29 protein-coding genes are annotated in these 26,441 nt (G+C 64.4%); 13 read left to right on the plus strand and 16 right to left on the minus strand.

Annotated features, from left to right (window positions below; translation table 11 throughout):
• Window positions 1-9 precede the first annotated feature (9 nt).
• The 5 genes from DXV50_RS03330 (at window position 10) to hflX (ending at window position 5,119) form a co-directional block, all read left to right on the plus strand.
• A complete protein-coding gene (locus DXV50_RS03330; protein WP_117204785.1) occupies window positions 10-1,092 on the plus strand; it encodes an ATP-binding protein in 1,083 nt (360 codons plus the stop codon).
• Window positions 1,093-1,169: 77 nt separating this feature from the next.
• Window positions 1,170-1,487, plus strand: coding sequence for a stage V sporulation protein S (locus DXV50_RS03335; protein ID WP_117204786.1), 318 nt, complete (start codon window positions 1,170-1,172; stop codon window positions 1,485-1,487).
• 1 nt (window position 1,488) lies between these two features.
• Entirely contained in the window at window positions 1,489-2,856 is a 1,368-nt protein-coding gene (miaB, locus tag DXV50_RS03340; RefSeq protein ID WP_117204787.1) for a tRNA (N6-isopentenyl adenosine(37)-C2)-methylthiotransferase MiaB, read from the plus strand.
• Window positions 2,853-3,806 carry a tRNA (adenosine(37)-N6)-dimethylallyltransferase MiaA gene (miaA, locus tag DXV50_RS03345; RefSeq protein ID WP_117204788.1) on the plus strand — a complete coding sequence of 318 codons (954 nt, stop codon included), beginning with the start codon at window positions 2,853-2,855 and terminating at the stop codon, window positions 3,804-3,806. The genes miaB and miaA overlap by 4 nt, the downstream gene beginning before the upstream one ends.
• Window positions 3,803-5,119, plus strand: a complete 1,317-nt coding sequence (hflX, locus tag DXV50_RS03350) for a GTPase HflX (RefSeq protein WP_117204789.1) — start codon at window positions 3,803-3,805, stop codon at window positions 5,117-5,119. The genes miaA and hflX overlap by 4 nt, the downstream gene beginning before the upstream one ends.
• Here the strand turns inward: hflX and DXV50_RS03355 are convergent.
• Window positions 5,116-5,859 (minus strand): heparan-alpha-glucosaminide N-acetyltransferase, encoded by a 744-nt coding sequence (locus DXV50_RS03355; RefSeq protein ID WP_117204790.1) that lies wholly within the window; start codon window positions 5,857-5,859, stop codon window positions 5,116-5,118. The two genes, hflX and DXV50_RS03355, sit on opposite strands and share 4 nt — an antisense overlap.
• 6 nt (window positions 5,860-5,865) lie before the next feature.
• Window positions 5,866-6,510, minus strand: a complete 645-nt coding sequence (gene lexA / locus DXV50_RS03360) for a transcriptional repressor LexA (protein WP_117204791.1) — start codon at window positions 6,508-6,510, stop codon at window positions 5,866-5,868.
• 190 nt (window positions 6,511-6,700) lie between these two features.
• Between lexA and DXV50_RS03365 the strand changes: the two genes are divergently transcribed.
• From DXV50_RS03365 to DXV50_RS03385, 5 genes are read left to right on the plus strand one after another with little or no spacing between them, the layout of a single operon-like run.
• Window positions 6,701-7,132, plus strand: a complete 432-nt coding sequence (locus DXV50_RS03365) for a LysM peptidoglycan-binding domain-containing protein (RefSeq protein WP_117204792.1) — start codon at window positions 6,701-6,703, stop codon at window positions 7,130-7,132.
• Between the two features lie 55 nt (window positions 7,133-7,187).
• Window positions 7,188-7,637: a transcriptional regulator NrdR gene (gene nrdR, locus DXV50_RS03370; protein ID WP_117204793.1), complete on the plus strand. Its 450-nt coding sequence runs from the start codon at window positions 7,188-7,190 to the stop codon at window positions 7,635-7,637.
• Window positions 7,634-8,083, plus strand: coding sequence for a dUTP diphosphatase (dut, locus tag DXV50_RS03375; protein ID WP_117204794.1), 450 nt, complete (start codon window positions 7,634-7,636; stop codon window positions 8,081-8,083). The genes nrdR and dut overlap by 4 nt, the downstream gene beginning before the upstream one ends.
• A gap of 45 nt (window positions 8,084-8,128) precedes the next feature.
• Complete coding sequence (locus DXV50_RS03380) at window positions 8,129-9,397, plus strand: hypothetical protein (protein ID WP_198666398.1); 1,269 nt, start codon at window positions 8,129-8,131, stop codon at window positions 9,395-9,397.
• Between the two features lie 54 nt (window positions 9,398-9,451).
• Window positions 9,452-10,414 (plus strand): NAD(P)/FAD-dependent oxidoreductase, encoded by a 963-nt coding sequence (locus DXV50_RS03385; RefSeq protein ID WP_117204796.1) that lies wholly within the window; start codon window positions 9,452-9,454, stop codon window positions 10,412-10,414.
• A 79-nt stretch (window positions 10,415-10,493) separates the two neighbouring features.
• Here the strand turns inward: DXV50_RS03385 and DXV50_RS03390 are convergent, their stop codons facing one another.
• From DXV50_RS03390 to DXV50_RS03435, 10 genes are all read right to left on the minus strand, one after another.
• Window positions 10,494-12,092 (minus strand): ClC family H(+)/Cl(-) exchange transporter, encoded by a 1,599-nt coding sequence (locus tag DXV50_RS03390; RefSeq protein ID WP_232817439.1) that lies wholly within the window; start codon window positions 12,090-12,092, stop codon window positions 10,494-10,496.
• A 6-nt stretch (window positions 12,093-12,098) separates the two neighbouring features.
• Window positions 12,099-13,340: a coiled-coil domain-containing protein gene (locus tag DXV50_RS03395; RefSeq protein ID WP_117204797.1), complete on the minus strand. Its 1,242-nt coding sequence runs from the start codon at window positions 13,338-13,340 to the stop codon at window positions 12,099-12,101.
• A 31-nt stretch (window positions 13,341-13,371) separates the two neighbouring features.
• Window positions 13,372-14,568 (minus strand): coiled-coil domain-containing protein, encoded by a 1,197-nt coding sequence (locus DXV50_RS03400; RefSeq protein WP_117204798.1) that lies wholly within the window; start codon window positions 14,566-14,568, stop codon window positions 13,372-13,374.
• 129 nt (window positions 14,569-14,697) lie between these two features.
• Window positions 14,698-15,234: an adenine phosphoribosyltransferase gene (locus DXV50_RS03405; protein WP_117204799.1), complete on the minus strand. Its 537-nt coding sequence runs from the start codon at window positions 15,232-15,234 to the stop codon at window positions 14,698-14,700.
• A 41-nt stretch (window positions 15,235-15,275) separates the two neighbouring features.
• A complete protein-coding gene (ftsR, locus tag DXV50_RS03410) occupies window positions 15,276-16,007 on the minus strand; it encodes a transcriptional regulator FtsR (RefSeq protein ID WP_117204800.1) in 732 nt (243 codons plus the stop codon).
• Between the two features lie 5 nt (window positions 16,008-16,012).
• Window positions 16,013-16,444 (minus strand): FHA domain-containing protein, encoded by a 432-nt coding sequence (locus tag DXV50_RS03415; RefSeq protein WP_117204801.1) that lies wholly within the window; start codon window positions 16,442-16,444, stop codon window positions 16,013-16,015.
• A gap of 42 nt (window positions 16,445-16,486) precedes the next feature.
• Entirely contained in the window at window positions 16,487-16,867 is a 381-nt protein-coding gene (locus DXV50_RS03420; RefSeq protein ID WP_117204802.1) for a RidA family protein, read from the minus strand.
• Window positions 16,868-16,882: 15 nt separating this feature from the next.
• Window positions 16,883-17,740: a hypothetical protein gene (locus DXV50_RS03425; RefSeq protein ID WP_117204803.1), complete on the minus strand. Its 858-nt coding sequence runs from the start codon at window positions 17,738-17,740 to the stop codon at window positions 16,883-16,885.
• A gap of 37 nt (window positions 17,741-17,777) precedes the next feature.
• Window positions 17,778-18,500, minus strand: coding sequence for a CDP-alcohol phosphatidyltransferase family protein (locus tag DXV50_RS03430; RefSeq protein WP_117204804.1), 723 nt, complete (start codon window positions 18,498-18,500; stop codon window positions 17,778-17,780).
• A gap of 106 nt (window positions 18,501-18,606) precedes the next feature.
• The gene (locus DXV50_RS03435) at window positions 18,607-20,001 is read right to left on the minus strand and encodes a M20/M25/M40 family metallo-hydrolase (protein WP_117204805.1); all 1,395 of its coding nucleotides are present in this window, start codon (window positions 19,999-20,001) and stop codon (window positions 18,607-18,609) included.
• 141 nt (window positions 20,002-20,142) lie between these two features.
• Between DXV50_RS03435 and DXV50_RS03440 the strand changes: the two genes are divergently transcribed.
• The 3 genes from DXV50_RS03440 to DXV50_RS03450 all read left to right on the plus strand — a co-directional run bounded on the left by DXV50_RS03440 (window position 20,143) and on the right by DXV50_RS03450 (window position 21,685).
• The gene (locus tag DXV50_RS03440) at window positions 20,143-20,460 is read left to right on the plus strand and encodes a DUF1292 domain-containing protein (protein WP_117204806.1); all 318 of its coding nucleotides are present in this window, start codon (window positions 20,143-20,145) and stop codon (window positions 20,458-20,460) included.
• A 126-nt stretch (window positions 20,461-20,586) separates the two neighbouring features.
• Window positions 20,587-21,009, plus strand: a complete 423-nt coding sequence (locus tag DXV50_RS03445) for a zinc ribbon domain-containing protein (RefSeq protein ID WP_269801601.1) — start codon at window positions 20,587-20,589, stop codon at window positions 21,007-21,009.
• Between the two features lie 73 nt (window positions 21,010-21,082).
• Window positions 21,083-21,685 carry a Type 1 glutamine amidotransferase-like domain-containing protein gene (locus DXV50_RS03450; RefSeq protein WP_117204807.1) on the plus strand — a complete coding sequence of 201 codons (603 nt, stop codon included), beginning with the start codon at window positions 21,083-21,085 and terminating at the stop codon, window positions 21,683-21,685.
• Window positions 21,686-22,418: 733 nt separating this feature from the next.
• On the opposite strand, the gene DXV50_RS03460 is transcribed toward DXV50_RS03450, so the two are convergent.
• The 4 genes from DXV50_RS03460 to DXV50_RS03475 are packed head-to-tail and all read right to left on the minus strand — an operon-like array spanning window position 22,419 to window position 26,354.
• On the minus strand, window positions 22,419-23,204 hold the full coding sequence (locus DXV50_RS03460; protein ID WP_232817441.1) for a radical SAM protein: 786 nt from the start codon (window positions 23,202-23,204) through the stop codon (window positions 22,419-22,421).
• Window positions 23,205-23,254: 50 nt separating this feature from the next.
• Complete coding sequence (locus DXV50_RS03465) at window positions 23,255-23,617, minus strand: DUF1667 domain-containing protein (RefSeq protein WP_117204810.1); 363 nt, start codon at window positions 23,615-23,617, stop codon at window positions 23,255-23,257.
• Window positions 23,614-24,891 (minus strand): NAD(P)/FAD-dependent oxidoreductase, encoded by a 1,278-nt coding sequence (locus DXV50_RS03470; RefSeq protein ID WP_117204811.1) that lies wholly within the window; start codon window positions 24,889-24,891, stop codon window positions 23,614-23,616. Before DXV50_RS03470 ends, DXV50_RS03465 begins: the two co-directional genes overlap by 4 nt.
• Complete coding sequence (locus DXV50_RS03475) at window positions 24,888-26,354, minus strand: NAD(P)/FAD-dependent oxidoreductase (RefSeq protein ID WP_117204812.1); 1,467 nt, start codon at window positions 26,352-26,354, stop codon at window positions 24,888-24,890. The genes DXV50_RS03470 and DXV50_RS03475 overlap by 4 nt, the downstream gene beginning before the upstream one ends.
• Window positions 26,355-26,441 lie beyond the last annotated feature (87 nt).

Genomic DNA, 26,441 nt, shown 5'->3' on the forward strand with positions numbered 1-26,441 from the left:
ACCGTCTCCATGGCTGATGGCAGCGACGACCTCCTTGGCTTCGTCGCCTCCATGGGAGGCGAGCGTGCCCTTCGCGTCGAGGAGAACCTCGGCGAGGGGTACGTTCGCCTTCGTGTGGCCGAGGCCGAGAGGCGCCAGGCCAAGCACGACGTTCGCTGTGTCGAGGACGTCGTCATCGAGATGCTCCGCAACGCGAGGGACGCCGGCGCTCGGCACATCTACGTGGCCACTACGCGCGAGGGAGACCTGAGGTCCCTCGTCATGATCGACGACGGCTCCGGCATCCCGGAGGACATGCAGGACCGCATCTTCGAGGCGCGCGTCACCTCCAAGCTCGAGAGCGTCCACATGGACCGCTGGGGCGTGCACGGCCGCGGCATGGCGCTGTTCTCCGTGAGGGAGAACGCCGTCAGCGCTGCTGTGGCGTCATCTGGCGTGGGCCTTGGGTCTTCTATCAAGGTGGTCACCGACGCCACGCAGCTCTCCGAGAGACGCGACCAGTCCACCTGGCCCTCAGTCGGCGTGGACGAGGACGGAGTTCAGTCCTGCGTGCGCGGCCCGCACAACATCATCAGGACCTGCTGCGACTTTGCCCTCGAGGAGCGCGGCACCTGCGAGGTGTACCTCGGCTCCCCGGCAGAGATCGCCGCCACGGCTCGCATGAGGGCCGCCTCCTCCGTCGATGGCGCCGACCTTCTCTTCATCGACTCCCTCTCGGAGCTTCCCGTGCTCGAGCGCCTCAAGGTCGCCGCCGACGCGAGCGAGCTTCTCGACGTCTGCCGCGCCCTTGGGCTCGAGATGTCAGAGCGCACGGCGCACCGCATCGTGGCCGGGCAGATTAAGCCCCTGAGGAGCGTCCTCTCCCGACTCACCCACAAGGCCGAGCCCGCCGAGCGCCGCGAGGTCGACCTCAGGCGCGACCGGCGCGGCCTCAAGATCTCCAGGGACGACGCCGAGGAGTTCTCGCGCATCATGGAGCGGGGCTTCTCGTACGTTGCCAAGCGCTACTACCTGTCGCTTTCCGCCGAGCCCAAGGTGAAGGTTTCCCCCCATAGAATCACCGTGACCTTCGACCTTGACGAGAGCGACTGACGCTAGGCCTCGCTCCACCCATCACGACACCCGACTCGAACAACCCCCATACCAGAAACGTGCCACAGGAGCCACAAATGGATTTCCTCAAAGTCTCAAGCAAGTCGTCGCCCGCGTCGGTCGCGGGCGCCATCGCCGGCATGGTGAAGGACGGCGTCCCGGTCAACATGCAGTGCGTTGGCGCAGGCGCGGTCAACCAGGCCATAAAGGCCGTCGCCATTGCCCGTGGCTTCCTCATCCCCACCGGCGTGGACATCTCCTGCGCACCGACCTTCTCGGACGTGGAGATCGGCGGCGAGAGCCGCACGGCAATCCGGATTGCGGTCTACGTCCACCGCATCAACGCCCAGGCGGGCGCCCTAACCGTTGACGATACCCTTGGGATGGTGTCCTAGCATGGCCGACCTCATGACCCTTGTTGGCAAGACCTACGTCGTCAAGACCTTTGGCTGCCAGATGAACCTGCACGACTCCGAGCGTGTGAGCGGCCTTCTTGACCAGTGCGGCTGCATCTGCGTCGATGAGACCGACCAGGCTGACATCGTGGTCTTCATGACGTGCTGCGTCCGCGAGAACGCCGACCAGCGCCTCTACGGCCAGGCCTCGGCCATGGTGAGCGCTCCCAAGCCGCCCTGCGGCCGCAGGGTCGTTGCCATCGGCGGCTGCATCGCGCAGCGCGACGGCGAGAAGATTCGCAAGAACATACCCGCGGCGGACGTCGTCTTCGGCACCTCGGCGCTCGCGAGCCTGCCCGAGCTTCTCGCCGAGGCGTTTTCCGACGACGGCTCCGTCGTCGAGGTGGACACCGGCGAGGAGGGTCGCGGCTTCTCCGCCGACCTTCCCAGCAGGCGCGCGCAGCGCTTCCACGCCTGGGTGCCCATCATGCAGGGCTGCAACAACTTCTGCACGTACTGCATCGTCCCGTATGTCCGCGGACGCGAGAAGAGCCGTACGCTCGAGGCCGTCGTGGCCGAGTGCGAGAAGCTCGTGGCCGACGGCGTGCGCGAGATCACGCTCCTGGGGCAGAACGTAAACTCCTATGGCCGCAACATCTACGGGGAGCCTCGCTTCGCCGAGCTGCTGCGCGCCGTCGGGCAGACCGGCGTCGAGCGCATACGCTTCACCTCGTCCAACCCCAAGGACCTCTCCGAGGAGGCCATCCGCGCCATGGCGGAGGTCCCCGCCGTGATGCCGCACCTTCACCTGGCCGTCCAGAGCGGCTCCACCCGCGTGCTGAAGGCGATGAACCGCAGCTACACTCGAGAGGAGTACCTGGACCTGGCGAGGCGCCTCAAGGAGGCCATCCCCGGCCTTGCCCTCTCGACCGACATCATCGTCGGCTTCCCCGGCGAGACCGAGGAGGACTTCGAGGAGACGCTCTCCCTCGTCAAGGAGGCGGGCTTCTCGTCTGCCTTCACGTTCATCTACTCGCCGCGTCCCGGCACGCCTGCCGCCAAGATGCCCAACGACACGCCCCACGAGGTCATCCAGGAGCGCTTCGACCGCCTTGCCGACCAGGTGGCGCGTCAGGCGCACGACGCCAACCAGGCCGACCTGGGAGCCCTCTCGACGGTCCTCGTCGAGGGAACCTCCAAGCGCGACGACTCCGTCCTCGTCGGCCACAGCGAGAAGAACCAGACGGTCCACTTCTGCCTGCCCGAGGGGCTCAGCGCAAAGGACCTCATCGGAAAGATCGTCGACGTCCGCGTGCGCGAGGCCAAGACGTGGTATCTGCGCGGCGAGGTCGAGGGCGACCCTCGATGAGCGAGGCCTCCAAGGTCGTGTGCATCGTCGGCCCCACGGCCTCGGGCAAGAGCTCTCTTGCCGAGGCCGTGGCCCTGCGCCTCAAGAGCGCCGTCGTCTCCGTCGATGCCATGCAGGTCTATCGCGGCATGGACGTGGGCACCGCAAAGACCCCGGCGGGGGAGAGGCGCTGCCCGCTTCTGATGGTCGACGTCTGCGACCCCACCGAGAGCTACTCCGTCCAGCGCTTTCAGGCTGACGCACGCTCCTGCGCGGACGGCCTCCTTGCAGATGGGCGCACTCCGGTCCTGTGCGGTGGCACGGGGCTCTACCTCGATGCCGTCATCGACGAGATGGACTTTCCGGCTGGCGAGGTCGGCGGACGCGCCCGCAGCGCCTACGAGGACCTGCTTGCGGAGCGTGGTCCCGAGGGGCTCCACGCGCTTCTCGCCGAGCGAGACCCCAGGAGTGCGGAGCTCATCCACCCCAACAACTCCCGTCGCGTGGTGCGGGCGCTCGAGATGCTCGACGAGGGGGTCTCGTATGCCCAGAAGCACGAGGGGCTCAAGCGCCGCAGCCCTCACTACGCGGCATCGATCTGGGCGCTCTCCATGAGCCGTGACCGTCTTTACCAGCGCATTGACCAGCGCGTCGACCTCATGATGGAGCAGAGGCTCCTTGACGAGGTCGCTGCGCTCAGAGACGACGGACTCGTGGCCGACTCCACCGCGGGGCAGGCCATCGGGTACAAGGAGCTTCTCTCCCACCTTGCGGGGGAGTGCTCCCTCGAGGAGGCTGTCCAGACCATCAAGCGCCGCACGCGCAACTACGCCAAGCGGCAGCTCTCCTGGATCAGGCGAGACGGTCGTGCCAGGGTCCTTGACATGGACGCGCTCTCCACTGAGGAGGCCTGCGAGCTTGTGGTTTCCGGGCTCGGCGTTGGCCAGGACGACGATGGGGGTGGCAGATGAGCAGGTCTGCGGACAGGTTCAAGCCCATCAGCACGGCGCCGGTGCCCGAGCGCGCAATTCTCGTGGGCGTCGATCTCGGCGGGTCCGACTGGTCGTGCGAAGAATCGCTCGCAGAGCTTGCGCGCCTTGCGCAGACGGACGGGGCCGAGGTGGTCCTCACCATGAGCCAGCGGCTCGACGCTCCCGTGCCTAAGACGTTCATCGGCAAGGGCAAGGTCGAGGAGCTGGTGAGCTACGTCCGCAATATGGATGCGGACGTGGTCATCTTTGATGAGGAACTCACCCCCTCCCAGCAGTCCAACCTTGAGCGCATCGTTGGCGAGCCGGTCAAGATCATCGACCGAACCGCGCTCATCCTCGACATCTTTGGGGTCCATGCTCGGACGCGCGAGGGACGCCTGCAGGTGCAGCTTGCGCAGCTCCAATACGTCCTGCCCCGTCTCAGGGGCATGTGGAGCCACCTCGTCGGCGAGCAGACCAGGGGTGGAATCGGCAGCCGCTTTGGCCAGGGCGAGAGCCAGCTTGAGGTTGACCGTCGCCTGGTGAGGGACAAGATCTCCAACCTCAGGCGGGAGCTCCAGCGGCTCGAGGTGAGGCGCGGGGTCCAGAGCAAGGCGCGCTGGGACTCGGGAGTCTACCGCGTGGCGCTGGTGGGCTACACGAATGCTGGCAAGTCGACGCTTCTCAACCGGCTCACGGGGTCCGAGGTCTATGCCAAGGACGAGCTCTTTGCGACGCTCGACCCAACGACGAGGTCCATGGTCCTCGACGAGGGCCGCAAGATCACCGTTACGGATACGGTCGGCTTCATCCAGAAGCTCCCGACGACCCTGGTGGAGGCCTTCAAGTCGACGCTTGCCGAGGTCAGGGCCGCGGATCTGGTACTTCTGGTGGTGGACGCGTCGGACCCGCACTGCGAGCAGGAGATTGCCGCCGTGAGGGGCATCCTCTCCGAGATCGGCGCAGAACAGATCAGGCAGGTCATGGTGCTCAACAAGTGCGACCTTCTGGACGAGGACCAGATGGCAGAGAGGCTCTCCGCTCACCCTGACGCCGTCCAGGTCTCTGCCATTGAAGGCACGGGCGTGGCCGGTCTTCTCTACGCCATCTCCTCCGTTGCGTCTGAGGGAGACGTCTCCATGACCGTGCTCGTTCCCTACGAGAAGGGCCTTCTTCTCAAGATGGTCCACGAGAGGTGCCAGGTCATGAGGGAGCGCTACGTTCAGGGAGGCCTTCTTGCCACGGTCAAGGCCTCCGCTCGCATGAGCGCCACGCTGGCCCCCTACGAGGTCGATGAGGAGGCCCTGGCCTAGAGGAGGCTCCTTCTGGACACAAGCGACGCTATGACCAGCAACACCGGTTGGTGAGCCGCATAGACGAGAAGCGCGTGCCTTCCGAGCCATTCAAGTGGCCTAAGGCCAAGGTCTCTGACACGGCCGCTGCAAAAGGAGTCCTTCAGCGAGGGGCCTGCGCTGGCGCCAGCAAGGTACATGAGCAGGTAGGGGAGAACCGGGTAGTAGTCGCCCGAAACAAATCCCGGACCTGGGAACCCAAGCCAAGAGAGCCAAGGGGTCGCATAGAGCTCTTGTGGTAGGGCCATCCGCGTGAAACCAAGGTCGAGGTAGCCTGAGGGTACGTGCAGCAGCGCAAGAAAGGCGGCAACGCATGCCGCGCCAGCCACAAGGCCCCCGGGACGAATCCGGAGGGTCTCCAGGATGGCGGTGACAAGCGTGCAGGCTGCCATGCAGAAGATGATTCCGAACGAGATGGCATCGTCAACGGCGGCGATCGCCGTCACGGCAAAGATGGCAAGGGCGAAGAGGGCGTATTTGGCTGCCCGTCGATAGTTGTTCCTTGAGTAGGAGCTCATCACTCCGGCTAGAAACAGGAACACCCAGGAGATGGTGGCCCTCCATATGTCCTGGAAGGTTCCCTGGAACCAGGGGAGGGAAAGCCCGGCCAGGTACCTCAGGTCATAGCAGAGGTGAAAGCCCACCATGGACAGGACTGAGAGGCCCCTGAGCGAATCGAAGAAGCGGACGCGCCTAGCCATGGCCGCCTACATGGAGCGGATGAGGGCGGTTACCCTGCCGAGAATGACCGGGTTGTCGGCGTAGATGGGCTCCATGCTGTCGTTCTCGGGCTGGAGCCTGATGCGGTCCTTCTCGCGGTAGAAGGTCTTGACGGTGGCCGAGTCATCTATGAGGGCGACGACGATCTCACCGTTGTGGGCCTCGTGCTGCTCCTTGACGATGATGTAGTCACCATCGAAGATGCCGGCGTTGATCATGGACTCTCCGCGGACCCTCAGGATGAAGGAGCTTGCGTCGCCAACGATGCTGGTCGGCAGCGTGAGGGTCTCCTCGACGTTCTGTTCGGCGAGGATTGGCGTACCTGCGGCCACCCTGCCCACGACGGGCAGCGAGATGAGGTTGTGGTTGAGGTCCTGGGTCACCTCTGCCAGTCGCTGGGGCTGGGGCTCCTCCTTCTGGACGACCTCGATGGTGCGGGGCTTCTTGGAGTCCCTGCGGATGAGCCCCTGCTCCTCGAGCTGCTTGAGGTGCATGTGAACCGTGGAGGGGGAGGCCAGCCCGACCGCAGTGCCTATCTCCCTGACCGAAGGTGGGTAGGCGTGCTCCTCCGTGTATGACTTGATGTAGTCATAGATTTCCTGCTGGCGCTTGCTGATCTTTCCCCTGGGCATTGTGGCCCCCTTTCGACACCTTCATCTTAGATGAATCTCCGCCGCGATGCAAACAATTGTTCGTAGATACTTGACACGAACGAATGTACTTACATAATAGGGTACAAGCGTTCTAATTCAAGCCTTCAGTTTCTGTCCGATGCCTCCCGTATAAATTCCACAGACAGAAGCGGAAGAGAGGAAACCCAAGATGAGCAACCAGTCAAGCGCCTACTGCTACGGATCTGCCGCAATCAAGATTGATGCTCCGTTCCTGGTCCTCCACGAGGGCGGTGCCAGCCGCACGGCCAGGCGTTCCGAGTGCCAGCACAACGCAAAGCCCCTCGGACTCGGCGTTCTTCTCGCTGGGGTTCTTGTTTGCCTTGCCGTAATTGGCGGCATTTACTTTGCCCAGGCGCATTCCTCGCAGGTCGTTGCAAGCGCCCTCGGGCAGGCGCAGGCCTCGGAGCGCGTGGTGCGCGACGGAGAGAGCCTTTGGCGCATCGCCCAGGAGTGCGACGTCCCCGGCACCTCAACGCGTGACGTCGTGGATTGGATCGAGGCGGCAAACTCCCTTGACGGTGGGGCCGTCTATGCGGGTCAGCGCATTCTCGTTCCCAGTGGGGTCGTCTCAGCCCGGTAAGGCTCGCGGCGCTGTGCTATGTTTCCTAGATGGACAAATTCTTCTAGGAGGTCTCATGCGCTGTCCCAAGTGCGGTTGCGAGGAGTCAAAGGTCGTCGACTCCCGACCCTCTGAGAGCAACGACGCCATTCGCAGGCGCCGTGAGTGTACCAGGTGCGGCTTCAGGTTCACGACCTACGAGAGGTGCGAGGAGACGCCCCTTCTTGTCGTCAAGAAGGACGGCCACAAGGAGACGTTTGACAGGCAGAAGCTCATGAGAGGCCTTGTTGCGGCCACGGTCAAGCGCGACATCCCCATCAACACGCTCAACTCGCTCATCGACGGCATCGTCTCCGAGCTTCGAGACAAGGGCTGCATGGAGGTTTCTTCCGAGGACCTCGGCAGCATGGTTCTCAAGCGGCTGATGGACATGGACAAGGTCGCCTACATCCGCTTTGCCTCCGTCTACCGGGACTTCAAGGACATTGACGAGTTCAGCGAGGAGCTAAGGAGCCTTCAGAAATGACGCTCGACGCCATCGACCTTCCTATTAAGCGGCTTGACGCAACGGTCGAGCTCCCGGCCTATGCCTACGAGGGTGACGCTGGCCTCGACCTGAGGTCTAACGAGGACGTTGTGCTGGCTCCCTTAGAGAGGAGACTTATCGGCACCGGTCTTGCCATCGCCATTCCCGATGGCTATGCAGGCTTCGTGCAGCCCAGAAGTGGTCTTGCTCTCAAGAAGGGGCTCTCCATGGCCAACACCCCCGGGTTGGTGGACGCCCACTATCGGGGCGAGCTCAAGGTCTGTGCCATCAACCTCGATGCCCATGAGCCCATCGTCATCTCCAAGGGCGAGCGCATTGCCCAGCTTGTCATCCAGCGCGTCCCCCAGGTGCATCTCCGCGAGGTCGAGCAGCTTGACCAGACGGACCGCGGCGAAGGTGGCTTTGGCTCCAGCGGCGTCAACTGATTGGCAGGTGGCCTCCCGTGTGAGGGCCTTTCCTTGGGGGATGAGATGAGAGAGCGACGAATCGAAGGCCTAGTTTCTGAGATGGGCTCTTCCGGGCTCCTTTCTCGGCTCGGCACTGTGATTCTTGCCGCGGTGCTGGCATCTCTCGTCGTCGCTCAGCTTGGGCTTACCATGACCTCCGTTGTCACGTCTGCTTGCGCCTCGCTTGCCGTGTCTTGCGTGCTGGTCTACGTGGGTGGACTCAGGCCCGACAGCGCCGCGCCGACGCTCTGCGGTCTGCTGGCGCTTTGTGCCGTGCTGCCGTCCGAAGGAGCTCGCGATTACGCCGAATTGCTTGGCGTCTCGCTTGCCGTGGGGGTGGCCCTTCTTCTGCTTTCGATTGCTCCGGTAAGGAACAAGGCGGTCTCGGGCATTCCCGCCCACCTTCGCGTTGGCATGTCTGCGCTTCTGGGAGTCCTCTCGGTCGAGTTTGCCCTCGGGCTCTGCGGTGTGGTCGCAGTGAACTCAAACGGAGCTCTGGGCCTTGTGGGCATATTTGACCCCGCCTTCGTCGATGCGAGCATCTCTCTGCTGGCGACGGTCATCCTTAGGTGCTCTGGCGTTCCCGCGGCTGGCATTCTTGGCCTTTGCATCGCAACCTTTGCCGGCATCCCGCTCGGCCTGACCCAGGCTCCCGCCGGGTTCCTCGCGGCCCCTGACGTCACGTTGATTGCGTCCTCATCCTCGGGTCTCGTGGCCGGGGCGGCCCGTCTTCTCCAGGGCCTATTCTCCGCTCGGTCCCTTGGGCTCATCCTTTCCCTTGCACTCTGCCTGCTCTCGGCCTCTGACGCGGAGCCCGGGGACGCGTCTGGAAGACGCTCCGGCCAGGTTCTCGGTGCTCTCGGCATGCTGGCCTCTGCGTTTCTGGGAATACCAATGATCGGACTGGCTGCTGACCAGCCTAAGGAGAGCCGCCGGCGACCCCTCAAGGAGGGGGCGTGCCTGACGGCGTCTGCCCTGGTGCTGGCCTGTCTGTCCCCGCTTGTGGCTTGCATTCCCGTCTCTGCCGCCTTTGGCCCTCTGCTCGCCTGCTGCCTGCGCCCGATTTCTCGCGTTGCCTGCATTGACCTCAAGGACCTCGGGACCTCCGTTCCCGTTCTGGCCATGGTGTCTTGCGGGTTGGTCTCAGGAAGCCCTGCCTGGGGCGTTGCTGCGGGCGTTCTTGTTGACACCTGCATCCGTCTGGGGTCTGGTAAGGTGCGTACCCTGAGCGGCGCCTCTCTTGTCCTTAGCTTGGCTTCGCTCGCGTTTGTGCTCGTTGCAACGGGTCTCTGATTCGTGCCGATTGGGTATGTCTAGCAAGAGACACGCGAGGCAAAGGAGGCTCATATGAACCCGATTGACGTCTTGGTCATTGGCGCTGGACCCGCAGGGCTCACGGCGGCTATCTATGCCAGAAGGTCCCTGCTCGATACGGTCGTTCTTGAGCAAGAGGCCCCTGGCGGCCAGATGCTTCTGACCCCTGGCATCGAGAACTACCCGGGCTTTGGCAACGTTGCGGGCTACGAGCTCGCCGAACGCATGGAGACCCAGGCAAGAGACCTCGGGGCACGGTTCCTTTCGGACAGGGCATCTGGCCTCTCCCCAGTGCCTGACGGGCTCATTGACTGCATCCTCGAGTCGGGCCAACGCTTGACGTCGAGGTCGGTCATCATTGCCTCCGGAGCCAGCGCAAGAAAGGCTGGCTTTATCAACGAGGCCCAGTTCACGGGACGTGGGGTCTCGTATTGCGCAACCTGCGACGGACTGTTCTTCAGAAACAAACATGTGTTCGTAGTTGGTGGGGGAGACTCGGCTGTCGTGGAGGCCCTGCACCTGGCGAGGGTGGCGCGATTCGTGACTATGGTGGTCAGAAAGCCCCATCTTGCCGCCAGCGGGGCTCGCCAACGGGAGGTCCTGGAAGAGCCCAAGATCTCGGTGAGGTTCCAGGCCGTCATTGAGTCCGTAGACGGTGCCCATTCCGTAGAGACCGTCGCGCTCAGGGACCTCAGGACCGGCCAGACTGAGACGCTCGACTATGGGGACGAGGGCTGCGGCGTCTTTGTCGCTGTGGGCAGAAAGCCCTCCACCGAGTTTCTGTCGAAGGACCTCGGCATCCTTGACGAGCAAGGTCACGTCGTCACGGACCATCACATGAGAACCGCCGTGCCCGGCGTCTTTGCCGCGGGTGACGTCAGGGCCAAGTCCATGAGACAGGTGGTGACCGCCTGCTCGGACGGTGCCATTGCGGCAGAGAGCGCCTCCTCGTATCTGGCCAATCCGCAAAGCTTCCAAACGATAAAGCCGCGATAATATATCTTATGTAAAGTAGAGATTCTAAGCCATTCTGACGGAGCCCAAATCTTCCCAATCAGTGACTCTGAATCTGAACCTAGACCCTCTGCTCGCTCATCAACCCCACCTTGAGCATGACGTCGTCCTCGAATTCGGAGTCCATGATGAGCAGAAGCCCGTCTAGCGCGAGCAGGCGTGTCTCGCCGTTGGGTACGATCTCTTGTCCCGTGCGGTCAATGGTCACGATGCGCGTCCCGTCAGGCCAGGGCACCTCGCTCACGCGCATCCCCTCGAGCCTTGAGCCGGAGCCAACGTAGACGGTCTTCAGAACCTTCTCTCCCGGCTCGCCGTTGAGCGAGGGATCGTCGGGCGTCACGCCAAGGAGGTCGGCAAGGAGGTGCTCGTAGTACGGGTCCACTCGCAGCAGGTTTGCGACGACGTACGCCAGGATGGAGACGATGGTCACGGAGAGCAGCGCGTCGAGTGAGCCCGTCAGCTCAAAGACCAGCACCACGGCCGTGACCGGAGCGCGCACGGCTCCCGAGAAGAGCCCGGCGATGCCCAGCGCTATGAAGTTTGGCAGGTATGCGTCGGTCAGGCCCGTCGCGGCAGAAGCGCCAAGGCCGAAGATGGCCCCGATGAGACCGCCCATGACCACCATCGGAAACAGCGTCCCGCCGGGGGCGCTCGAGCCAAATGCAAGCGTGGTCATCAGGTACTTTCCCGCAAGTAGGGCAAACATCGTCGCGAGCGTGAGCGTACGGGGCGCCATGAGCTTCTCCACGATGGCGTCGCCGCCGCACATGAGGTCTGGGAAGGCAAAGGCGCAGACTCCGGCTAGGGCAAACGGTACGGCAAGCTTCCACTGGGCAGCCCGGCCACCCAGCCGGTTGTAGAGCGCCTTGCAGGCAAACATACCGCGGTTGTGGAGCGCACCCAGCAGACCGCAGGCAAGGCCGAGGAGCACCACGGTGGCGTAGTCGGCGTGCGGAAGGTTTGCCGCAAAGGCGAGGCTAATGACCGGCCTGATGCCAAGGACCTGCGAGACCAGGAAGTCCGCCACCACAGAAGACGTCATGACGGAGATTATGAGTGGTGCAGTGAATTCCTTGTGGATTTCCTCGATGGCAAAGAGAACCCCCGTGAGGGGTGCGTGAAAGGCCGCGGACATGCCTGCTGCGGCTCCGCAGGTCACGAGCAGACGCTCTTCTCCCCTCTTGCGATGCAGGATGCGAGAGACGGCCTTTCCGGACATGCCACCGAGCTGGACCGAAGGACCCTCTCGGCCCATGGAGAGACCGGCAAATGTGAGCAATGTGCCCTCGCAGAATTTGGCGAGAACGACGCGGTGCCAGGGCATGTCCATGCGTCCCATGACCTCTGCGTCTACCTGGGGAATCCCGCTGCCTGACGTGGCAGGCTCCCAGCGCATCAGCGCCCGCACCACAAGGAGGATGCCAAGAAGGGCCACAGCCCAGGCGGCCATGAGCGGGGCGTTGCCCGCTGCGGCGCCCGTGACATGCCTGAGCAGCCTCTCGGCGGCCGAGAGCGAGAGGCGGTAGAGCGTCACCACTCCCCCGCCGATGAGCCCGACGAGGGCTCCCTCGCCGACCAGGTTTACCTGGAACCTGCGAGAGAGCCTGCGCCCGACCTGGCTGTCTGAACCTGTGCCCTTCTGAGACGAAATGCCGTCCAACGTCTGTCAGCCTCCGAAGCCACCGCCGATGCAGGCGTACACGTTGGCGTAGCAGACGTACTTGCCCGGTACGGGTGCGTGAATCATGGTGCTGCCACCCGCGTAGATGGCGACGTGGCCCGGCGAGCAGAAGATCACGTCGCCGACGGCGAGGACGTCCTGGTAGTTGGAGAGGCTGCAGCTCTTCCAGTTGCCGCGCCCCTTGATGTAGCTCATGAGGCCGCCCACAGTGGTGGCGTACGGCAGAGAGTAGCCGGCGAGGTGGTAGGCCGTGGCAACGAGGCCGCAGCAGTCAAAGCCGTCGGCGTTGGGGCCGTAGTTGACTCCCTGGTAGTAGCTCTTGTACGGGTAGCCGAGGAATTGCGCCGCGCATGAGACGATTCCCGGGTGGGCGGTTCCCTTGGAGGGCGCGGAGCTGCCGGTTTCGCCGGAGCCGCCGCCCGTGGAAGGCGCGCTCTCCTCGTGCGAGGGGGCGTTTCCGGCGTTGGTGGCGTTGTCGGTGTTTGCCACGCCGCCGTTGTTCTGGGCGGCGTTGGTGTTCTCGACCGTGCTGACGGCGTTGGAGATGCCACCGGCAGCTGCGCCATGGGAGGCCTGCTCGGCCTGACGGGCCGCCTCCTCGGCAGCCTCCTTCGCGAGCGTCTCCTGAACCTGGGAGTCGAGGGAGTTGTAGTAGCTCTGCGCACGCTCGACCTCGGACTCGTAGCTGCTGAGGTTCTGCTGCGCCTCCGCGGCCTGGGCCTCCTGCTCGCTCTGCTGGCTCTCGAGATCGCTCATCTGCTGCTGGAGCTGCTCGGTCAGGGAGCGCACCTCGTCGATGGCGTTGGCGTCGGAGTCGTTGACCTTGTCGAGGTAGTAGACGCGACTGACCAGGTCCTCGACGTTGGTGGAGCCCAGGATGACGTCAAGCGCGCTCTCGGAGCCGCCCTTGTAGGCGCTCCTCATACGGTCGGAGAGGACTCCCCTCTTCTGCGTAAGCTCCGCGGACGTGGCGTCTATCTTCTCCTGGGTCTCGGTCACCTGGGAGCGGGTGGCCTCGAGTGCCTCCGACGTTGTGGAGAGGGCGTTCTGCAGCGTGGCGAGCTGATCGCCCATGGACTCCAGGTCCGCCCTTGCCTGGTCAAGCTGGGCCTGGAGCTGCGTGGAGCTTGGGTCTGCCCAGGCCGGGGTGGACAGAAGGCCCGCCCAAGTGGCCGCCATGCCGGCGGTGGCGAGAAGGGCCCGTCTGCTCAGGTTCTTGTTGGTCATGCGATAAGCACTGCCTAGTCTCTTGGGTTGCCTAGTAGGGGCCGCCGCCGACGAAGGACCAGATCTTGTCCTTGACGACGCCGCGGCTGGGGTTGGCGGCGTGGATGTACTCGCCGTTGCCGACGTAGACGCCCACGTGGCCGCCGTTGGCGTACGGGAAGACGAGGTCTCCCACGGAGAGCTCGTCGATGGAGGTCTTCCAGTTGCCGGAGGCGCGGACGCCGTTCATCATGGCCGAGGCGCTGTGGCCGTACTTCCAGCCGTAGATGTAGCAGATGAGGCCGGAGCAGTCGAAGCTGCTGGGGCCGGCGGCGGCGTAGACGTAGGGGCATCCGAGCGCCGCGTAGGCCGCGGCAACGCCGCCGCCCTGGGGGACGCTCGCGCCGGACCCGGAGCTGGGGCCGCCGCCCGTGGTGCCGCCAGAGGTCGTGCCGCCGGTGGAGCTCCCGGTGGTGCCGGTCTGACCGCCAGTGGTGCCGCCCTGCTGCTGGTTGCCCGCCGAGGTGCCGTTCTCCTTCTGGCCGGACGTCGTGGAGCCCTGGGAGGTCTGCGAGTTCTGGATTGCCTCAACCGCGGTGGAGACGTTTGTGGTTTGGTTGGCCTCGGCAGCGCGGGCTGCCTCCTCGGCAAGCTGGGCCTTGACCTGGGCGTCCAGGGAGTCGTAGTAGGTCTGGGCCTCGTTCACCTTGGCCTGGTAGGCGTCAACCTCGCCCTGCATGTCCTCGACGGCGCGCTGCTGGCTTGCCTGCGTGTCCTCGAGCTCGCCCTTCTCGGCCTCAAGGCGCTGCTCGGTGCCCAGGACCTCGGAGATGGTCTGCGCCTGCTGGCGAGAGATGCGATCGAGGTAGTAGACGCGGCTGACCAGGTCCTCGACGCTCGTGGAGCCGAGGACGACGTCGATGACGCTCTGGGAGCCCTGCTTGTACGTCGACCTCATGCCGTCACCCAACTGGGACTTGAGGTCCCCAAGCTGGGCCGTGGTCTCGTCAATCTGTGCCTGCTTGTCGGTGATGGCGACGGCGGTGCTCTCCAGGGAGTCCGTTGCCTCCTGCAGCTGGCTCTGCATGGTCGCGAGCTCTGCGCCGAGCGACTCGAGCTGTGCTGCGGCAGCGGAGAGGTCGTCGGCGGGGTCTGCGATGGCAGGCGTCGCGGGAAGGGCCGCGAGGGCGCACGTTCCCGTCAGGGCAAGGGCGAGCCCCGCCGAGATGACACGATGCCTGAAGTTCATGAGACGTTCCTTTCGGCCTATGTCTCAGCATGGGACGCTTGTCCCAGTGCGCTTTCATACAAAGCCACGTTACCACAGACGTGGGAACGTGGTCCCAGGTGCTCAGTATCAACGCAAATGCAGCGCAGGTCACGCAACCTGAACGAGACTGTAGAAGTCCACGGAGGGGTACTTCTCGGCAAGGGCCTCGCGCGGCTTCAGGAAGGCGAGCTCGAGGATGAACCCAAAGCCGGCGACGGTGGCGCCGCTCCTCTCGACAAGGCGGGCCGTCGCAAGGGAGGTGCCGCTGGTGGCCACGAGGTCGTCGACGACAAGGACCCTGTCGTCGGGCGCGAGGGCGTCGACGTGCATCTCGAGCTCGTCGGTTCCGTACTCCAGGGAGTAGGTCTCCGAGAAGGTCTCGCGCGGCAGCTTGCCGGGCTTGCGGGCGGGCACGAAGCCGGCACCGAGCTCGAGCGCCACGGGGGCGCCCAGCATGAAGCCGCGGGCCTCAGCGCCGACGACCTTGGTGATGCCGGCGTCCCTGAAGTGGTCGGCGATGTCCTTTACCAGGGCCTGGAAGGCCTCGGCGTCGCTGAACAGCGGCGTGATGTCCTTGAAGATGACGCCGGGCTCGGGGTAGTCCGGAATGCTCACGACCTTGCTCTCGTAGTCATAGCCTGACATGGGGGTGGTTCCCTTCGACTGGTTTGTGCTGCAAAGCGATGCTAGCCCTGGAGGTCCTTGAAGGACTCCCTCACTCTGCGGGAGACGAGCTCGTCCCTCACTGAGTCGGTAAGCGCGAGGATGCGCTGAAACGCCTGGTCAAACTGGTGGCGGGTCTCGTCGTCGGCCTCGCGCGCGACGCCGCCCTTCTTGGCAAAGACCATGAGCGCCTGCTCGAACATGGCAGACTCCCTGTTGGCCGCGATGACGTACTGGCGCAGGTTCTTGGGGCCGATGCCAAAGTGGCGGAGCTCGTCGCAGACGCGGATGAGCGGGAAGTCGTGGCCGTCGACGAGGTCCCTGCCGGCGGGCGACTTGCGCAGGTCTATGACGCCCGCCTCCGAGAGTTGCCGCACGAACGAGACCTGGACGCCCAGGAGCTCGGGCATGCGGTCAATGGGGTGCAGGCGCTCGGCGACCTTCTCGTCATCCACGGTCAGAAGGAGGGTCTCCGTGCCAAGCACGTCGGCCGAGGGAGCCTGCCCGGAGTCGACGCGGTCCAGCTCCTCCTTGATGACCGAGAGGGGCAGGAAGCGGTTCTTCTGCAGGTAGAGAATGGTCTCGAGGCGCCGGACGTCCCTCTGCGAGTACAGGCGGTAGCCACCGGGCGTCCTCGAGGGGTTCAGGAGCCCCTCGTCCTGGAGGTAGCGCACCTTTGAGACGGACAGGTCCGGGTACTGGGCCTGTAGCTTCTTGACGACCTTGCCGATTGTCAGGTAGCTGGCGTCGGCCATGGCGGCTAGGCCTCGGTCTGGATCCTGCGCGGGCGCGCGTTGGTGTGGAACACCATGCGGAAGGTGCCGATCTGGACCGTTGAGCCGTCCCTCAGGCTGGCGCGGGAGACGATGGCGCCGTCAACCCAGGTTCCGTTGAGGGAGCGCAGGTCCTCGATGGTGACGAGACCGGCGGAGACGTTGGTGAGGTCCATCTTGGCGTGGCGGCGCGAGACCGTCATGTCGTTGAGGAAGACGCTGTTCTTTGGGTCCCGGCCAAGGGTGATCTCGGCCTGGTCAAGCTCGAAGGTCTGGCCAATCTGGGGACCCTTGACGATGGTGAGCGTGGGGTTGGCCGGCTTCTGCTGGGCCATGAGGTCCGGCACCGTGGCGTCTGCCGCGGGCATGCGAAAGATCTCGGTGGCGCCGGGGTTCTGGTTGGTCTCTTCGGTCTGCATGTGGTTCTCCCCTCGCGTTTTCAGTCGGTATCCATCATAGCGCTACCGGCAGGCCACGCAGTCCATCTCCACGAGCGCGCCGAGAGGAATGTCGGCGACCGCGACGACGGAGCGTGCGGGCGCGGGCGTGCCGAAGCGCTCCGCGTACACCTCGTTGAAGGCGTCCAGGTCAGTGAGGTCCCTGAGGTAGACGGTGGTCCTTGCGACGTCTGAGAGCGAGCAGCCGACCTCCGAGACGAGCCTCTCGCAGAGGTCGATTACGCGGGAGGCCTGCTCGGTGATGCCGCCCTCCACCAGGACGTCGGTCTGGCCCTCGGCGATAGGCAGCTGCCCGGCGGCAAAGACCAGCCGGCCGGCGGTGGTTCCCTGCGAGTAGGGGCCAAAGGCCTCGGGCACGCCCTGAGCGTTTATCGAGTACTTCATGGCGTTCCTTTCGGGCTAGCGCTGGCCCGAAAGGGCGCGCGCACCTATGAAGTCGGAGCCGGGCCTGAGGAGGCCCCAGCCGGAAAGCGTCCCTTGGCTGGGCTCGACGCGGCCGAGGGAGCTTGCGTCCTCTCCCCAGGGAAGCCCCTGGCGCACCAGCTGGTCGAGGATGACGGAGCCCGCCGGTGAGACCTCCTGGAAGGAGAGGAAGCTCCTCCAGAGGATAGTGGCCTGCGCCGGAGAGACAAAGACCAAGAAGGCGTCAACGCCTGCGTGTGGAAGCGGCGCGGCCGCGACGACGCAGAGGATGGAGTCGAGCTTGATCTGGGCCACGCGCCCGGGCCGTGGCAGGTCGGAGGGAGACTTCACGTAGTCGGCGAGGACGTCCCTTGCCTTTGCGCCGCACAGCAGGAGCGGCACGAGCATGCCCTGGGCGGACTCGACCTCGGTGCCCGCGTAGGGGGCGCATCCGTCCTGCTCCAGGTTGGCGAGAAACCCGAGCCAGGCCAGGAGCGTCTCGCCCCTGTCCGTCGGGTCAAGAAGGACGTACTCGGAGTCGCCGGTGCGAAGGCAGAGCGGGATGGCGTTGACGGAGGCGTCCCCGGTGAGGGACGGCTCGAAGGCGCACTCCCCCACACCGAGCGTGCGCCCGCAGAAGGCTGCGCCGGCGAGCTGCGTGGCCGGCCCGCCGTGGAGAAGCGCGTACGTGGCGCCGGTGAGGTCAACGAGGAAGGCACCCTCGCGGACGAAGGAAAGGGGCATGGAGCCCGGGTAGGTTGCCGGACGGGGAGGATTTCCGTCCTCGGGGTCCTCGAAGACGGCGTTGAGCAGGAGGTGCTCGCGATAGAGCGGGCCAAAGGTCTGGGAACTCATGGGTGCTTTCCGATTCGACGTTGGGCTTGGTGCGGGGCTAGGCGGCGTCGTCCGTTGCGAGCGACCTCACCTCAAGCCCCTTCTTGGTGTAGACGCATGCGGTGACAAATGAAAAGGCGCAGCCCGCATAGACGAAGAAGATGCCAACCGCGGCGGGCTCGGCGTTGAGGCCCGGCAGCCAGGACGCCCCGACCAGCCCGAGGCCGGAGACTACGGGCGCGCCCAGCAGCAGGTCGCAGAAGCCGAACATAAGAAGGGCCGTGGCGATCTTGCCGATGTAGACCACGTCGACGGGACGCTTGCGGTAGCGCTGCAGGACCGCGCCGCCAATGGCCAGGTAGACGTCGCGCCCGATGACGAAGACGGGCACCCAGAGGGGAAGCTCGCCGTTGAAGAGCAGGCCGAGCACGCCGGTGAAGAGCAGGACGCGGTCCATTACCGGGTCCATGATCTTGCCGAGCCAACTGACCGTCTGGGTGCGACGGGCAATCTGGCCGTCGAGGAAGTCCGTGACGGCCGCCACGGCATAGCAGGTGAGGGCGGCCACGCGGTGCTCGTGCCTGATGAAGAGCGCGAGGAAGACCAGCGTCAGGGCGAGGCGGCAGAACGTGATGACGTTTGCAACCGTGAGAATCTTGGTCGAGGGGTTCTGTGAGGAGCCGACTGGCACGTCCTGGAGTCCCTGCCTTTGCCGCTCGGCGGCGTCAGAGTCCGCGATGTTCTTGATGGCTTCCCTCAGTCGCTCGGTTCTTGTGGGCACGTGTTCCCTCTCGCAGAAAAATCGCTTACTGGTACAAGATACCCACTCTAGCGCAAGTGAAACAGGTGAGGCGTGCCTTGGCTGCGCGCCCCTTTGCCCCTCGCGGCTAGAGGACGGTCTTCTCCAGGAGTCTCACCAGTAGCCTGATGCTCTGCCGGAAGGTGCGGCGGGAGATGCGCTCGTTGACGCCATGGACGCCCCCGGCCTCCTCGGAGGGTGCGGGGCGCGCGGGGCAGAAGCGCAGGATGGACCCGCAGACGCCCTCGTAGCGCACGGAGTCGGTGCCGCCGCAGACCATGGAGGGCACCACGACGACGCCCGGGTGAAAGTGGCCTATGGCCTCCCTGAGCTCCGCGTAGCCCATTCCCTCGGGGCTGTCCTGCCTGCCGGCCGGAGTTGCGTGGAGAAGCTCGACCTCGACCTCGGGATCGCCCGCGGCCTCGCGCGCGAGCCTGACGACGCCCTCTGCCGTGACGCCCGGCAGCAGCCTGAAGTTGACGGTGCAACTGACGTCGGCGGGCATGACGTTGGCCGCGGCGCTCGAGCCCTCCAGGACGTTGGGGGCCACCGTGGTGCAGACGAAGGGGAAGAGCTCCCGGCGGCTCGCGCAGAGGCTGGCGATGGCCCCCGCGTTTGCGTCGACGTCGGCGCAGAGCGAGGAGAGGGGCTCTGCCGTGATGGCGGGCGCCAGGGCCTTGAAGGTCTGCCTCATGACGTCGGTGAGCTGCGGTGCCGGCTTTGCGTCGCAGAGCCGGGCGACGGCGCGGCAGAGGCGCTCCAGGGAGGTCCCGCCAAAGGGGTTGGAGGAGTGGCCGCCCTGGCCGCGGGCCGTGAGGCGCACGTTGGCGTAGCCCTTCTGGCTGAGGCAGACGTCCGAGATGACGCACCCGGGCGCACCCCAGGCGGCACCGTCCGCCATGGTGGTTGTTCCCTCGTCGAGAAGGAACGCGGCGCGGACGCCCCTTTCGGCCAGAAGCGCGGCCAGGGCCGTGGCCCCGTGGCTGTCCACCTCCTCGTCCTCGCCGAAGGCCAGGATGACGCCCCTGCGCGGGCGCTCCCCGCGGGCGAGCAGGTGCTCTACGGCCTCGAGCTCGGCCACGAGCATGTCCTTGATGTCCAGCGCCCCCCTGCCCCAGATCCACTCGTCGTCGATCTTTCCCGAGAAGGGGTCGCGCTCCCACTGCCCCTCGGTGCCCGCGACCACGGGGACCACGTCCTGGTGGGCGATGAGCATGGCCGGCTCGAGGGAGGAGTCGGTCCCCGGCAGCGTCAGCAGGACGGACTGGCCCACCAGCTCGAAGGTGGCGCGCTCCATGAGGTTGGGGTAGGCGTCCCGGATGAGGTCGTGGAGGGCGGCGAACTGCGAGAGGTCGGTCTTCTCGCCTGCCCAGACGGTGCGGCAGCGAAGGGCCGCGGAGAGGTGGCGCTCTGCGGAAAGATAGTCCAGGTCAGGATAGTCGCCCTCGTTTGCGTAGTGGGCGTAGACGTCGATGGTGTCCATGGGGCTTGCCTTTCCGCGCGCGGGCCCGGCGCGGCCGTATGGCGGCGGGGCTATCTTTTGCATGCAATCAGGGTAAACTGAGCGGAAACGAGTCCGTGGGCGCATGGTGGCCACGTGACAAACCTGACACAAGGAGGATCCATGGCCGAGGACAAGAACACCTTCGAGGAGGACGTCGAGTCCGCCGAGTTCATCACCCTGGAGTACGAGGACGGCACGTCTGAGCGCTGCGAGGTCCTGGGCGTCTTTGACGTCGAGGAGAAGCAGTACGTTGCGCTGGCTCCCGAGGAGGACGAGACCTCCGTCTACCTCTACGGCTACAACGAGCACGAGGACGGTACCTTCTCGCTCGCCGACATCGAGGATGACGAGGAGTTTGCCGCCGTGTCCGAGATGTACGAGAGCCTCATGGACGAGGGCGACGTCGACGACGAGGACGAGGACTCCGAGGAGGAGTAGCGCCCATTTGCGGCGACAAGAGCGCGGGCCCCGGAGGCGGTTGAGTGCTTCCGGGGCCCGCTTTTGTTGGGTGGGAATGTCAGACGCTACCCGGACGGCTGGGGCGAAGCAGCTCCCCTCACGGGCTTGCTCTATTGCGCCGACTGCGGTGGCAAGATGTATGTCCACCGCACCAACAACGGCAAGCGTATTTCTCAATATACCTGCTCCCAATACAGCAAAGTCCCAGTTGGAAAGCTCTGCAAGACCCAGCATCGTATCAATGAAGATGTGGTACTGTCCCTTGTCTCCGAAATGCTCAAAGCCATTTCCGAGTATGCAAAGCATGACCGAGCCGAGTTTGTCCGTGTGGTACAGGAAGCGCAGTCCAGCCAGCAGACAGCAGAGGTTAAGAAACAGCGGACACGCCTTGCTGCCGCCAAGCAGAGAGTTTCCGAGCTGGAAGTCCTGCCCTGTAAAATCTATGAGGACAGCATTTTGGGAAAGCTGTCCGACAGCAGATACGCCACTCTAGACGCTCAATACGCAAAGGAGCAAGCCGAGGTATGAGAACTTCGACAAGCTGACCATTGCCATGATTTGAACACGAAATTGAGCAACAAATTTATAAAGGAGAATATGGATGAAGCTGTTTTTGTGTTCGCACTTTTCAAGTGTAGGAAGTTTGATAAAAGAAGAAATTGATAACAAAAAAGTCGCATTTATTCCAACAGCATCGCTGCGTGAAGGCTACACCGGTTATGTCGGCTCGGCTCGAAAGCTATTTAATAAACTGGGAGCAACCGTAACTGAAATTGATATTTCAACGGAGGCTTATTCAACGATACAATCTGTTTTTGAAGATGCGGATGTAATATATTTTACCGGTGGAAATTCTTTTTTTCTTATAGACCAGCTCCGTAAAACGGGAACGGATGAGCTGTTGAAGAAAGAATTGGCAAAGGGAAAACTGATGATCGGTGAATCGGCAGGTGCGATTATATGCGCTCCTACCATCCAATATATTGAACAAATGGATGAAAAGCCGGAGGACTACTCACAAGAAGATGATGCAGGGCTTGATTTGATTGATTTCTATGTCCTTCCGCATTATCTTACAGCACCATTTAAGAAAGTTACCGAGAAAATAATGACTGAGTTTTCGGATTTGAATCTATGCCCAATTAACAACCGTCAGGGAATTGTAATTGATGGTGAAGGTTCAAAGGTTATTTGCAAAGACTAATTTGAAAATTCAAGTTTGTCGAACTGATAAAATCCCTTTAGGAACTAAAGGGCGCACTTCTATACTCTCTATCGAGAGTAGTGCGTCCTGCGGAGCTTCATTCCCGGTCAGCAGAAAATAGCTGCATGACTGAGAATGTTTCGTCACTTCGTTCCATCAAGGGAGCTACACTCCCTTGCGACCTTGCGACCTTGCGACCTTGCGACCTTGCGACGCTTGTGCGTCTATCCCTTGTGGACCGCAAGTTTGAAAAACCGAATACCGAAAATCAAACCGTTAACTGGTCGCAATGTGCGAAAAGTTAACGGTCTTTTTTTATCCCCATTTTCAAAAAGGAGGTCACGAAAAATGAAACCGAAAAAAACTCGACCAGCTCCGAGCCGAAAAGGAACGAGCCGAGACGCAGCTTGGACTACCCCCCTAAAAGATATTGTCGCCCTTCAGTATTCTTATCGTTTTCGGCACCCATAGATAGACGCTTTCCAAATATCGGACCGTGCGATTCGATTCTGATTCAAAGCTGCGGTTCTGCTGCCAAAATGGGGGCCAACGGTGTCGCTGTGTCGGCGAGCTTACTCCGGTATGTACGCCATTTGAATATTGATTCTGTCCGAAATAGAGCGTTTTCCAAGTTGGTGGCCGTCGAAGCAAGTACATCACTGATTGAATTGCGTACATACCAGGGTTAAGGTACGGGGATTCCAGAAACGCGCGTCAGCCGAGCATCACTCCCCTAGTACGACACCGTGCAGCGGATGCCGAGGGCGCGGACGCGCTCGGCGATGGCGTCCAGGACCTCGGGCGCGGCCTTGGAGAGACCCGCGACCGGCGTCTCACGGGCGACGGTGTAGATGGTCACGGCCTCGGGCCCGATGCGGCGCAGGGCCTCCACCCAGGGGTCGACGTACTTCTCGCCAGTGTTGTCCACGCTGACGCCGTCGACGCTGCCGGTGAGGAAGATCGTCTGGACTATGACGTGACCGCCAAAGGACGCAAAGGCCTCCACCTGGCGCTCGACGTCGTAGGCACCCACGGGGCGGTCGAGAAGCGCGATGTAGTCGGCGTCGACGGTGTCCAGCTTGAGGATGTTGTCGTCGACAAGCATGAGGGCGTCGTGGACCTCGGGCACGGTAGCGCGCGTGCCGTTGGAGAGGACGGCGATCTTGGCCGAAGGGGCCAGCTCGTCTCTCAGGCGGACAGCGCCCCGGATGGCCTCGGGAAAGGCGGGGCTCGCGGTGGGCTCGCCGTTGCCGGCGAAGGTGATCACGTCTGGCAGCACGCCATCCCCCGCCATCTTGCGCAGGCGGGCCTCCAGGGCGTCAAGGACCGTCTGGGCATCGTTGTAGCCGTCGGGCGTCCTGCGCTGGGCGTTGAGGCCGTTCTCGCAGTAGAGGCAGTCGAAGGTGCATATCTTGCCCGTTGCGGGCATGAGGTTCACGCCCAGGGAGACTCCGAGCCGACGGCTCTTCACCGGGCCGAAGACGGGGCTGTCGTTGAGGAAGGTTGACACTAGAATCACGCTCCAATCATCGAGCTCGATTCTATGGCATCGGGAGCTGCCCTGCCGGGTCAGGCCTCCCTCGTTGCCACGACGTTAACGCCAGTGCCGCAGACGTCGGCAAGGACGAGGTCCCCCACGTGGACGGGCGAGGTCAGGCGGACGCCCGAGAGCGCCCTGACCACGTCCGTGACCTTCTCGCGCGGGACGTCGCCTGCCGTGCGGACCGAGACGACCGCGTCCAGGGGCGAGCCGTCGACGGCCACCGTCGTGGTGACGCAGCGCATGGGGTGGCAGACCTCGTCGACGGCGTAGGCGGCGCCTCGAGGGCAGGCGTTGCCCGTGACCAAGGCCACCGAGCCGCCCTCCACGACCACCTCGAGCTGGCAGCCTCGGGGGCATCGAATGCACGTGAGCCTTCTGACGTCGCTCATCGACCGTCTCCCTCCACTCTGATGGTCACCCCGTAGTCCCCGGCGGCGAGAAGGTCCTCCCGACCGATGGTCAGCTGCTCCATCTGGCCGGGGACCATGATGGGCCGACGGCGTCGCAGGAGCGTTCTTCCACCCGCCTCGACGCTCACCATGGCGGCGTCCACGGGGGCTCCCACGCGGAAGCGGAAGGTGACCGCCTGGGGAAGGGCGTCCAGGTCAAGCCTCTGGGGCACCACGTAGCGCACGGCGCCTGCGGGCGTGACGGGCACGATGCCGCCAGAGGAGAAGGCCTTCTCCCCGCCCGTGGCAAACCGCGCCGCACTGGCCCCCGCGGCCTCGGCCTCCTGTGTCACGTAGTCCACGAGGTCGTGGACGTGAAGGACGTTTCCGCAGGCAAAGACGCCGGAAACGCTCGTCTCCAGCGACTGCGAGACTTCGGGGCCGCGAGTGACGGAAGACAGGGCCACGCCCGCCTCTCGGGAGAGCTCGTTCTCGGGCAGGAGCCCCACGGAGAGCAGCAGCGTGTCGCAGGGGTAGCGAACCTCGGTGCCGGGCACGGGCCGACCGTCCGTCCCCACCTCCGAGAGCCAGACCGCCTCAACGCGCCGACGGCCCTCGATTCTTGTCACGGTGTGCGAGAGCAGCAGCGGGATGCAAAAGTCGTCAAGGCACTGCACGATGTTTCTCTTGAGGCCGCCCGAGTAGGGCATGAGCTCCGCCACGCAGGCCACGTGCGCCCCCTCGAGGGTCATGCGACGGGCCATGATGAGGCCGATGTCACCGGAGCCCAGGATGACGACCTCGCGTCCGGGGAGAAGCCCGTCCATGTTGACGAGCCTCTGCGCGCAGCCTGCGGTGTAGACGCCCGCGGGGCGGAATCCCGGTATGGCGAGCGCTCCCGCGGGGCGCTCACGGCAGCCCATGGCCAGGACCACGGCGCCGGCGGACAGCGCGAGAAGGCCCCCGGCGCCCACGCAGGTCACGGTCCTGTCCTTGCCCACCGAGAGGACCATGGTGTCCAGGAGGACCTCGACGCCGGCCTCGCGGGCGGCAAGCTCCGCGCGGTGGGCGTACTCGGGGCCGGTCAGCTCCTCGCCGTAGGTGATGAGGCCAAAGCCGTTGTGGATGCACTGGTTGAGGATGCCTCCCAGGCGCTCGGCACGCTCTATGACCAGGACGTCATTGGCCCCGTGGCCTTGGGCGGATGCGGCGGCGGCAAGGCCTGCCGGACCTCCGCCGATGACGATGACGTCGTAGCGGCTCTTCGGTCTCACGAGGCATCGACCTCCTTGGTCCGGCCGAGGGCAAGGGGCGAGCCGGCGCCGTCCTTGGTGACGGAGCCTTCCTCGAGCCCGGGGACCTCCCTGGCAAGCAGTTCCATGATCTTTGGAGTGCAGAATCCGCCCTGGCAGCGGCCCATGCCGGCCTCAATGCGGCGCTTCACGCCGTCCACGCTGCGGGCGCCTGGTACGGCACGGATGGCGTCGACGATCTGCCCCTCGGTGACGGTGCGGCAGCGGCAGACAACGCGACCGTAGTCCGGCCGCTCGCGCACGAGGGCGGCCCACTCTTCGCGCGGCATGCACACCACGTCCGGAATGCCCCTTCTGGTTGCAACGAACCCCTCGCGCAGCGGCGGGTTGCCCAGAATGCCCGCGACGATGCCCGCGACGTGCCGCCCGATCGCCGGAGAGGCGGAAAGCCCCGGGGACTCTATGGCCGCGCAGTCCACGAAGCCCGGGGCATCGGGCGCCTCTCCGATGAGGAAGTCATGCTCCTCGCGGTGGGCGCGCAGGCCGGAGAAGGTGCGGATGCACTCGCGGAAGGGAACGTCTCTCACGGTGATGGCGGCCTTCTCGCGCACCTCGGCGAGGCCTGTTGCCGTGGTGTCGACGCCGTCCTTGTCGCCGATGTCCTCGGCGGTGGGGCCGACGAGGAGGTTTCCGGCCGTGGTGGGGGTCACGAGGACGCCCTTCCCCAGGCGCGTGGGCAGCGCGAAGACGGTGTGCCGGACGTGAGTGCCGGCACAGGTGTCGAGCACGTAGTACTGCCCGCGGCGAGGTGTTATGGCAAGTGGCGTGGCGCTGGCCATGGCGTGCACCTCGTCGGCTCGCACGCCGGCTGCGTTGACCACCACACGTGCTTTGAGCTGTGCTTTGTTGGTTGAGATTTGCCACGGGGAGCCACCTGCGCCGCGCGAGAGCCCGCAGACCCGCTCGCCAAGGCGGAACTCGACGCCGTTTGCGGCGGCGCTCTCGGCCAGCGCGCAGGTGAGCTGGAAAGGGTTCACGATGCCTGCGGTAGGGGCCCAGAGTGCGGCGACGGCGGCGTCGGATGCGTTGGGCTCCATGTCCAGAAGCTCTTCTCGCCCAATGACGCGCAGGTCGGGGACACCGTTTGCGAGTCCGCGCTCCAGAAGGGCGTGGAGGTCAGGCAGGGTCTTCTCGTCGGTGCAGACCACCAGGGAGCCTATTGCGCTGAAGTCCACGTCAAGCTCTTGGCAGAGGTCCGGCATGAGCGAAGTGCCCTCGACGTTGAGGCGGGCCATGAGTGTGCCGGGCTGGGCGTCAAAGCCGGCGTGGACGATGGCGGAGTTGGCGCGGGACGTGCCGCAGCAGACGTCGTCTTCCGCCTCGATGACGCATGTCCGCACGTCAAGGCGAGTGAGCTCGCGGGCTATTGCGCAGCCAGAGACGCCCGCCCCGATGATGGCGACGTCGTAGTAGGCCTGTTGCATGGCAACCTCCTGAGCGGTGGCGGGACCCTAGGAGATTGTCTTCCCCGCGCATGCCCGGGATTGCTCCGCCTCCGGCGAGCGGTATGA

Origin of the sequence: Paratractidigestivibacter faecalis (genome assembly GCF_003416765.1) — a bacterium.
GTDB classification, from domain to species: domain Bacteria; phylum Actinomycetota; class Coriobacteriia; order Coriobacteriales; family Atopobiaceae; genus Paratractidigestivibacter; species Paratractidigestivibacter faecalis.

What these genes read in the sequence shown, in the direction of transcription:
- DXV50_RS03405 (WP_117204799.1), bottom strand. Translation starts at nt 15,234, where the DNA reads ATGTCAGGCTATGACTACGAGAGCAAGGTCGTGAGCATTCCGGACTAC.
- DXV50_RS03365 (WP_117204792.1), top strand. Translation starts at nt 6,701, where the DNA reads ATGAGCAACCAGTCAAGCGCCTACTGCTACGGATCTGCCGCAATCAAG.
- DXV50_RS03425 (WP_117204803.1), bottom strand. Translation starts at nt 17,740, where the DNA reads ATGAGTTCCCAGACCTTTGGCCCGCTCTATCGCGAGCACCTCCTGCTC.
- DXV50_RS03435 (WP_117204805.1), bottom strand. Translation starts at nt 20,001, where the DNA reads ATGGACACCATCGACGTCTACGCCCACTACGCAAACGAGGGCGACTAT.
- ftsR (WP_117204800.1), bottom strand. Translation starts at nt 16,007, where the DNA reads ATGGCCGACGCCAGCTACCTGACAATCGGCAAGGTCGTCAAGAAGCTA.
- DXV50_RS03475 (WP_117204812.1), bottom strand. Translation starts at nt 26,354, where the DNA reads ATGCAACAGGCCTACTACGACGTCGCCATCATCGGGGCGGGCGTCTCT.
- DXV50_RS03385 (WP_117204796.1), top strand. Translation starts at nt 9,452, where the DNA reads ATGAACCCGATTGACGTCTTGGTCATTGGCGCTGGACCCGCAGGGCTC.
- lexA (WP_117204791.1), bottom strand. Translation starts at nt 6,510, where the DNA reads ATGCCCAGGGGAAAGATCAGCAAGCGCCAGCAGGAAATCTATGACTAC.
- DXV50_RS03450 (WP_117204807.1), top strand. Translation starts at nt 21,083, where the DNA reads ATGAAGCTGTTTTTGTGTTCGCACTTTTCAAGTGTAGGAAGTTTGATA.
- DXV50_RS03330 (WP_117204785.1), top strand. Translation starts at nt 10, where the DNA reads ATGGCTGATGGCAGCGACGACCTCCTTGGCTTCGTCGCCTCCATGGGA.
- DXV50_RS03395 (WP_117204797.1), bottom strand. Translation starts at nt 13,340, where the DNA reads ATGACCAACAAGAACCTGAGCAGACGGGCCCTTCTCGCCACCGCCGGC.
- DXV50_RS03400 (WP_117204798.1), bottom strand. Translation starts at nt 14,568, where the DNA reads ATGAACTTCAGGCATCGTGTCATCTCGGCGGGGCTCGCCCTTGCCCTG.
- nrdR (WP_117204793.1), top strand. Translation starts at nt 7,188, where the DNA reads ATGCGCTGTCCCAAGTGCGGTTGCGAGGAGTCAAAGGTCGTCGACTCC.
- dut (WP_117204794.1), top strand. Translation starts at nt 7,634, where the DNA reads ATGACGCTCGACGCCATCGACCTTCCTATTAAGCGGCTTGACGCAACG.
- DXV50_RS03335 (WP_117204786.1), top strand. Translation starts at nt 1,170, where the DNA reads ATGGATTTCCTCAAAGTCTCAAGCAAGTCGTCGCCCGCGTCGGTCGCG.
- DXV50_RS03415 (WP_117204801.1), bottom strand. Translation starts at nt 16,444, where the DNA reads ATGCAGACCGAAGAGACCAACCAGAACCCCGGCGCCACCGAGATCTTT.
- DXV50_RS03380 (WP_198666398.1), top strand. Translation starts at nt 8,129, where the DNA reads ATGAGAGAGCGACGAATCGAAGGCCTAGTTTCTGAGATGGGCTCTTCC.
- miaB (WP_117204787.1), top strand. Translation starts at nt 1,489, where the DNA reads ATGGCCGACCTCATGACCCTTGTTGGCAAGACCTACGTCGTCAAGACC.
- DXV50_RS03420 (WP_117204802.1), bottom strand. Translation starts at nt 16,867, where the DNA reads ATGAAGTACTCGATAAACGCTCAGGGCGTGCCCGAGGCCTTTGGCCCC.
- DXV50_RS03465 (WP_117204810.1), bottom strand. Translation starts at nt 23,617, where the DNA reads ATGAGCGACGTCAGAAGGCTCACGTGCATTCGATGCCCCCGAGGCTGC.
- miaA (WP_117204788.1), top strand. Translation starts at nt 2,853, where the DNA reads ATGAGCGAGGCCTCCAAGGTCGTGTGCATCGTCGGCCCCACGGCCTCG.
- hflX (WP_117204789.1), top strand. Translation starts at nt 3,803, where the DNA reads ATGAGCAGGTCTGCGGACAGGTTCAAGCCCATCAGCACGGCGCCGGTG.
- DXV50_RS03440 (WP_117204806.1), top strand. Translation starts at nt 20,143, where the DNA reads ATGGCCGAGGACAAGAACACCTTCGAGGAGGACGTCGAGTCCGCCGAG.
- DXV50_RS03355 (WP_117204790.1), bottom strand. Translation starts at nt 5,859, where the DNA reads ATGGCTAGGCGCGTCCGCTTCTTCGATTCGCTCAGGGGCCTCTCAGTC.